At 65.5% G+C, this 7,889-nt stretch carries 5 protein-coding genes; 3 read left to right on the top strand and 2 right to left on the bottom strand.

The genetic code is table 11. From position 1 onward, the window contains the following. The first annotated feature begins 277 nt into the window (after positions 1-277). Both PGX04_RS32755 and PGX04_RS32750 read left to right on the top strand, forming a co-directional pair. Positions 278-1,060 carry an ICP22 family protein gene (locus PGX04_RS32755; RefSeq protein WP_273742292.1) on the top strand — a complete coding sequence of 261 codons (783 nt, stop codon included), beginning with the start codon at positions 278-280 and terminating at the stop codon, positions 1,058-1,060. A 276-nt stretch (positions 1,061-1,336) separates the two neighbouring features. Then, positions 1,337-2,626, top strand: a complete 1,290-nt coding sequence (locus tag PGX04_RS32750) for an adenosylhomocysteinase (protein WP_273742291.1) — start codon at positions 1,337-1,339, stop codon at positions 2,624-2,626. A 66-nt stretch (positions 2,627-2,692) separates the two neighbouring features. Here the strand turns inward: PGX04_RS32750 and PGX04_RS32745 are convergent, their stop codons facing one another. Next, the gene (locus tag PGX04_RS32745) at positions 2,693-3,514 is read right to left on the bottom strand and encodes a PAS domain-containing protein (protein WP_273742290.1); all 822 of its coding nucleotides are present in this window, start codon (positions 3,512-3,514) and stop codon (positions 2,693-2,695) included. 191 nt (positions 3,515-3,705) lie between these two features. Further along, on the bottom strand, positions 3,706-3,963 hold the full coding sequence (locus tag PGX04_RS32740) for a HalOD1 output domain-containing protein (protein ID WP_273742289.1): 258 nt from the start codon (positions 3,961-3,963) through the stop codon (positions 3,706-3,708). A gap of 279 nt (positions 3,964-4,242) precedes the next feature. Here PGX04_RS32740 and PGX04_RS32735 point away from each other — a divergent pair. Next, positions 4,243-7,889, top strand: a 3,647-nt coding sequence (locus PGX04_RS32735; protein WP_273742288.1) for a PAS domain S-box protein, incomplete at its 3' end; no start/stop codon positions are given.

The raw sequence follows: 7,889 nt of genomic DNA, 5'->3' as shown, positions 1-7,889 counted from the left end.
CTGTGACGGCCGGGTGCTCATGCGCGACCGCGAGGTGCTGACGCTGGACGAAGCGACGGTTCGCGAGCGGGCGCTCGAAACCGCCGAGTCGCTGACGGCCCGCGCCGCCGAGTGATCGCCGGGTTCGAACCGTTCGATTGGATACGATTCTTCCTCGAGATAAACGCTCAAAGCGGCGTATGAATTCTTAAAACGGTTTTCAAACGGTTTCGACTGTGGACGAACGGCGAGAACCGCCGTCCGGGTTTATCTAATAAAGCCGGAAAGTCACGAATGGATGAAGAACCGACTACTGACGATGGCACTGGTCGCCGTCATGATCCTGTCCGTGTTCGCATCGGCAGGCGTGGCGGCACAGGAAGACGATAGCGACCTCGCAGTGGCCGTCGACGACGGCGACGATATCGTCGTCACGGTGACGTCGAACGACACTGCGGTCGCGAACGCGACCGTCGACGTAACGACGACTGGAAACAACACTTCGTACGCGGGAGCGGGCGAGCATACGACCGACGACAACGGGACGGTCGAACTCCCGACCCCTGCGTCGGACGTCGAGGTCTCGGTCACCGCCACGGCTGCGAACGACACCGCAACGACGACGGTGACGCTGACCGCGGACGCCGCGGAGGACGACGGTAACGAGACCGACGACGGCAACGAATCCGCGACGAACTTCGGTGCGATCGTCTCCGAGTACGTCCAGACCCAGCAGAACGACTCGAACGACACCAACGCGTCGATCGGACTCTCGATCGCGAGCTTTGTCGTCCAGAACAATCCGGGGAATGCGCCGGCTCACGCCGGTCCGCCGAGCCACGCCGGCCCGCCGGGTGACGGCGAGCGAGGCCCACCGGCCCACGCCAATTCGCCGGCTGACGACGAAACCGACGGGAACGAAACCGATGCCGACGAACGAGGACCGCCGGACAACGCCGGCTCCTCGAGTACCGACGATACGGACGATGACGGCGAGCGAGGCCCACCGGCCCACGCCGGCCCGACGGATTCGGACGATACTGAAATCGAGGACACTGACGCCGAAGACGACGCCGAGTAAGACATGCAGACCGACGCCTACTCACGGCGTCCGCGATCACAGAGGCACGTATAGCAGCCACTGAAACGATTTACACGCTGATCGCATGACGACGATGCGATCAGGTGTGCAGTGACTTTCAGGGGCTGCTATAGTGTACGCGGCCACCACCCACCGTTTTTCGCCGATCATTTTTCAGTCCGCGGCGAGGTCGATTGCACCCGATACCGAACGGGCCGGACGCGGCCGCCGGAGCGCTTCGGTACCGTTTTGGCCACGGTCGCACTCAGTCGACCCATGACCGACACCGAGTATCCCCCGATCAGCGAGCAACTCGAGAACCTCGAGTCCGCTCGCGAGGAGGGTCGCCGGAAGATGGACTGGGCCACCCAACACATGCCGATCTGCGAGCGCGTTCGCGAGGAGTTCGTCGCGAACCAGCCCTTCGCGGGCGAGCGCATCGGGATGGCGATGCACGTCGAGGCCAAGACGGCGATCCTCGTCGAGACGCTCGCGGAGGGCGGCGCCGAGGTCGCCGTCACCGGCTGTAACCCGCTCTCGACCCACGACGACGTGAGCGCGGCGCTCGACACGCACGAGAACATCACCAGCTACGCCAAGCGCGGCGTCGACGACGACGAGTACTACGCCGCGATCGAGGCCGTGATCGCCCACGAACCGACGGTCACCGTCGACGACGGAATGGACCTCGTCGCCGCGATTCACGAGGACTACCCCGAACTGATCGACGGCATCGTCGGCGGTTGCGAGGAGACGACCACGGGCGTCCACCGCCTGCGCGCGATGGACGCGGACGGGGCGCTCGAGTACCCCGTCTTCGCGGTCAACGACACGCCGATGAAGCGGCTATTCGACAACGTCCACGGCACCGGCGAGTCCTCGCTGGCCTCGATCGCCATGACCACGAACCTCTCGTGGGCCGGTAAGAACGTCGTCGTCGCGGGCTACGGCTACTGCGGCAAGGGCGTCGCGAAGAAGGCCTCGGGCCAGAACGCGAACGTCATCGTCACCGAAGTCGAGCCCCGTCGCGCGCTCGAGGCCCACATGGAGGGCTACGAGGTCATGCCAATGTCGGACGCGGCCGAAATCGGCGACGTCTTCCTGACGACGACCGGCAACCGGGACGTCGTCATCGGCGAGCATTTCGAGAAGATGAAAGACGGCGTCCTGCTCGCCAACGCGGGTCACTTCGACATCGAGATCGATCTCGAGGCGCTCGACGACCTCGCGGTCGATCGCTTCGAGGCCCGGGACGGCGTCGAAGCGTACGAGATGGACGACGGTCGCAAGCTGAACGTCATCGCCGAGGGCCGACTCGTCAACCTCGCCGCGCCCGTTTCGCTGGGCCACCCCGTCGAGGTCATGGACCAGTCGTTCGGCGTTCAGGCCGTCTGCGTGCGCGAAATGCTCGAGAACAGCGATGAGTACGATGCCGGCGTCCACGACGTCCCCGACGACCTCGACAAGGAGATCGCCGAGATCAAACTCGAGGCCGAGGGCGTCGACTTCGATTCGCTGACCGACACCCAGCGCGACTACATGGGCAGCTGGGACCACGGGACATAGCTCGCCGCGTTTTCAGTAGAACGAGCAGCGCACTGAGCGCTCTTCCCGTATTAGCGCCGTCGCAACTCACTCCTCGAGCCCGTCGCTTCCCTCGGACTCGTCGACCACGAACACGAGGCTTCCGTCCTCGAGGCCGCCGAGCCGAACGCGAGCCGGGAACGTCGCGCCCGTTTGCCGACGGCCGGTGCAGCTGCCGGTCCACCGCCATCCCTCGGCGACGGTCGGGAGCGCCGCCGACTCGAGGTGGGTAACGGCCGCGTCGGTGATCACCGCCCGCCACGGGGTTCCGGTGAGGTCGTCGCTATCGGAGCCGAACTGCATCGCGAAGGAGCGACTCGCGAACTGGACGTCGCCGTCGGGGTCGACGATCGCGATCGCATCGCCGGCGAACTCCACGCTCGCCAGCGACCGTCGCGAGAGCACCGCTAACCGATGGCGCTCGAGGAGATCGTGGACGCGGTCGGCGAGCAGCGCGAGCGTCTCGTCCCGTTCGACGACGGCGGTCCACCCGTCCGATCGGACCGTCCGCGTCAGTGCGGGCGTGACCTCGTCCGCGAGGACGACGACCGGCAGTTCGGTCGCATCGGCCCTGATCGTCTCGAGGGAATCGGCAACGTCGTCCGCGCTCTCGTCGGTCAACTCGCCGCTTTCGTCGCGCCCCGCACTTCCGTCGTCCGCCACCGTCGGCGACTGCACGACGAGACAGTCGATGTCGTCGAGTCGGGGCCGCGCGTTCTCGAGCGCGGGGACCGACTCGACGGTGACTTCGGTTTCGTCGTCGAAGGCGCGGTCGATCGCGTCGCACTCACGGCCGACGACGAGGAGTTGGAGCTGTGCTGGCCGCGTTCGAACGGTCGGTTCGGGGACTGCAGCAGTTGATCTCAACATTGGTCTCGACTTTGGGAGGGTCTCATTGTGCGACCGCGTTCGGTTCGGAGTCGGATCGCGCCCGCCGATCGTCGGCTCGACCCGTTCATATCCGGCAGTCGCCGTCTCATGTCGGTCACCGTCTCGTGTCGGTTACGTCGATCCCGTCAGTCACGTCGGTCACACCCGCCGAGTTAGTCTCGAGCCGGTGCTTACCCGTTTCCATGGACGTTCCCGTCGACGCTGACGGTGCCGTCGCTTCGAACCTCGACCAGCGAATCGCCGTACTCGAACGTGACGTGAATCCCGTCGTTCGTGTCCTGCTTGCAGAGCTGATCGAGCGCCTCGGGATCGACGACGTTGTACAGGGGCTCGAGTTCGTGTGCGGCGGTATCGGTCGCAGTCGCGAGCGCCTCGACGACGCGGAGACTGATCGAATCGTTGTAGTGCTCTACCGTGGTTCCAGCCATCTTAGCCGAAGCAACGCGAGCGGGCGGTATCCGTTTGGCCGTTATACACGTAACGCCGACGCAGCTTCGACACTACGTGTATAGTGTCACGGTCCGTCGGCGAGCCAGCGTCGCTGTTGTCCACCGTTGCTCGGCGAACGGCTCGTCCGGCATCGATGCCAGACCGGTCCGTTCCGTGATTGGATTCGGATTATCCCGAGGAAATTCGTTACTGAACGTTCGCATATTCTCGAGAAAACAAACCGCGCATATCATTGGCAGTCATTCCGTAGGCACCCCATGGTCGGTATCGCAGTTTGTCACGGACTGCTCGCGAACGCCACGACGCGTTCGATCGCGGTTTTGCTCGGAGCGATCGGCGTGGTGGTCGGTCTCGTCAGCGGGATCGCACCGCCCGATCTCACGACGCTGGGGTTCGGCGCGGCGACGGAACCCGGACTATTCGTCGTGGGACTCGCCGCGCGGAGCGGTTCCGATCGACCGACGGATATCGAGCGGCTCACCGACGAACTCCGTCAGTTCGTCTCGCGCATCGATGACGATCCCGCGTCGTTCGGGGTGGACCGCGCCGATGAATCGACCGACATCGACGAGGCCATCGACTTCACGATCGATCGAGACGACGAGGTCGGCCGACTGTCCGAGGTCATCGAGGATCTGACGGTCGCGGTGCGCGAGCGCGAACGGCGACGCGCCGAGAGCGACCGCGACCGACGGGACCTCTACCGGGTCATGTCCGATCCCGAGCTCCGTGGTGAGGCGAAGATCCGACGACTGCTCGAGCTCGGCTGTGACCGGCTGGATCTCGAGACCGGACTCGTCTCTCGGATCGACGAGTCGACCGACCGATACGAGGTCGAGACGGCCGTCGGCCACGAGGACGAACTCGAGGGGACGGTACTGGATCTCTCTACGATATACTGTCGAGACACGATCACGTCGGACAATATTCTGGGAATCCACGACGCCGAAGCGACGGGCTGGGAATCACACCCGGCGGCCGACGAACTCGATATCAGTTGCTATCTCGGCGGCAAGATCGTCGTCGATGGCGAACGCTACGGGACGCTCTGTTTCCTGAACCGCGACTCACGGGACCGACCGTTTACGGCCGCCGAAACGTCGTTCGTGGATCTGATGAGCCGCTGGATAAGCCAGGCCGTCGAGCGGCGCACGTACGTTCGACGGATCGAGGAGCGCGAGCGACGCCTCGAGCGAGCCCAGCAGTTCACCGACGACATGCTCGACGCCGTCGACGACGTCATCTATCTGCTCGACGAGGACGGCGAGGTGCTACGGTGGAACGAGAGTCTGCGCGAGGCGACCGGCTACGCTGCCGCCGAGACCGAGTCGATGCACGCGCTGGACTTCTTCGACGAGGCCGACCACGACCGGATTATGACCGCGATCGCGACGGTTCTCGAAACCGGGTCGGCGCGCATCGACGTCCCGCTCGTGACCAGCGACGGCGAGCGAATTCCCTACGAGTTCGTCGGATCGGTCCTCGAGAATCCGGCGGGCGATCGAATCATCGCCGGCGTGGGCCGCGACATCAGCGAGCGCCGGGACAAAGAGCGACGGCTCGAGCGATACAAGCAGTTCACGAACGACGTCCTCGACGCGTTGGACGACGTGTTCTACATCCTCGACGAGGACGGGGTGCTCCAGCGCTGGAACGAGACGCTGGTCGAGGTGTCGGGGTATTCGGACGCCGAGATCGAGTCGATGGACGCCCTTGACTTCTTTGACGAGGAAAACCAGCCGGCCATCCGCGATTCGATCGAAGAGGCCTTCGAGACGGGCGATACGCGGGTCGAAGCGGCGTTGCAGACGAAATCGGGCGAGCGGATCCCCTACGAGTTCATCGCGTCGGTCCTCGAGGATCCCGACGGCCAGCCCGTCGAGGTCGGTATCGGCCGGGACATCACCGAACGCAGGGACAAAGAGCGTCGGCTCCGCGAGCGCGAGGCCCGACTCGAGCGAACCACGCACCTGCTCGAGCAGTCCCAGCGGCTGGCGAAGATCGGCGCGTGGGAACTCGACGTGACCGAGGAACCGTACGACCCCCGATGGACCGAGGAGGTCCGCCGGATCTACGGCGTTTCGGACGGCGAGTCGGTCGATATCGAACGTGCGCTCGGATTCTACCATCCCGAGGATCGCCCGCGGATGCGCGCGGCGGTCGAGCGCGCGATCGAGGACGGCGAGCCGTACGATCTCGAACTCCGCATCACGACGGACGACGGCGACCGGCGATGGGTTCGGGCCATCGGCGAACCCGTCTTCGAGGGCGGAGAGGAATCCGACAACGGCCGGACTGCATCCAGCGACGGCGACATCGTCAAAGTGAGAGGCTCCTTCCAGGATATCACCGGCCGCAAGGAGCGCGAACGTGAACTCGAGCGCGCCGAGACGATCATCCAGGCGCTGGACGAACTGGTGTACACGATCGACGCCGAGGGCCGCTTTACCTTCCTGAACGACGCGCTCACGTCGATCACCGGCTACGATCCCGACGAGCTGATCGGCGACCACGTCTCCACGGTGCTGGCCGAGGGCGACCTCGAGACGGCTCGCGATCGGATCCGCGATCTGCTCCGCGCCGACGACCCGTCTCGGACGTTCGAGATGGCTATCGAGACCGCCGACGACGAGACAATCGATGCGGAAAACCACATGGCGCTGTTGCCGATGGTCGACGGCGAGTTCGCCGGGACCGCGGGCGTCATCCGCGACATCACCGAGCGCAAGGAACGCGAACGCGAACTCGAGCGGACGACGGAGCTGCTCGAGCAGGCCGAGCGGCTGGCCGGGATCGGCGGCTGGGAGTTCGACGTCAGCGGCGACTCGGACGAGGTGACGCTCACGGACGGCCTGCGACACCTCTACGAGATCCCGCTGGACGCGGACGTTCCCCCGGAGCGAGCATTGTCGTTCCCCCATCCCGACGACCGACCGGCCGTCCTCGACACTGTCAATGCGGCGCTGGCGGACGGAGATAGCTACGAGACCGAACACCGGATCCTGACGGCCGAGGGCAACGAGCGCTGGGTCCGTTCCATCGGCGAGCCCGTCCGGATTGATGGGGAGACAGGCTCCACCGAGAATCGAGAGACGGTCAGCGATACGTCGGAACTCCCCGTTGACAGCCGACCGCAGTCCGAGACGGACGGAGAGTGGCTCCTGTCCGACGAGATCGTCGGTGTTCGGGGGACGATTCAGGACATCACCGAGGACAAGGAACAGGAACTGGCGCTCGAGTCGCTCCACGACGCCGCCCGCGACCTGCTCGGCACCGACACCGAACGGGAGGTCGCGGCGCTGGTCGTCGAGACGGCCGCGGATATCCTCGAGGCGTCGGGCGTAGCCGTCTATGCCCTCAACTCCGACGTGAACCGGTTCGAGCCCGTCGCGTACACCGACGAGTTCGCGACGCTCTGTTCGGGACCGCCGCCGGTCGCCGTCGGCGACGACGACTCCGTCCTCTGGAACGCCTACGTGACGGAAACGGGGACGGTCGTCGACGATCCGGCGTCGTTCGATCGGTCGCAGGTCTTCGGGCCGGACGTCGAGAGCGGCGTCGTCGTTCCGATCGGCAATCACGGGGTCTTCGCGGTCGCGTCGGGCGCGAGAACGATCGACACCGAAGCTCGACGGCTGATCGAGACGCTCGTCGCCACGACCGAGGCCGCGTTCGATCGCCTCGAGAGCGAGGCGAACCTCCGCGAGCGGGAGGCGGAACTCGAGGAACGGAACCGCCGGCTCAACCGCCAGATCGAGACCACCGAACTCATCAGGCGGATCGATCAGTCGCTGATCGGGGCCGACGGCCGCGCGGAGATCGAGCGGACAGTCCCCGAGCGGCTGGTCGAGGCCGACGACATCGCGTTCGCGTGGATCGGCCAGCTCGACGCCGGCGGCACCCG

This window comes from Natrinema soli (assembly GCF_028618695.1).
This window is presented reverse-complemented; position numbering and strand designations above follow the sequence as displayed.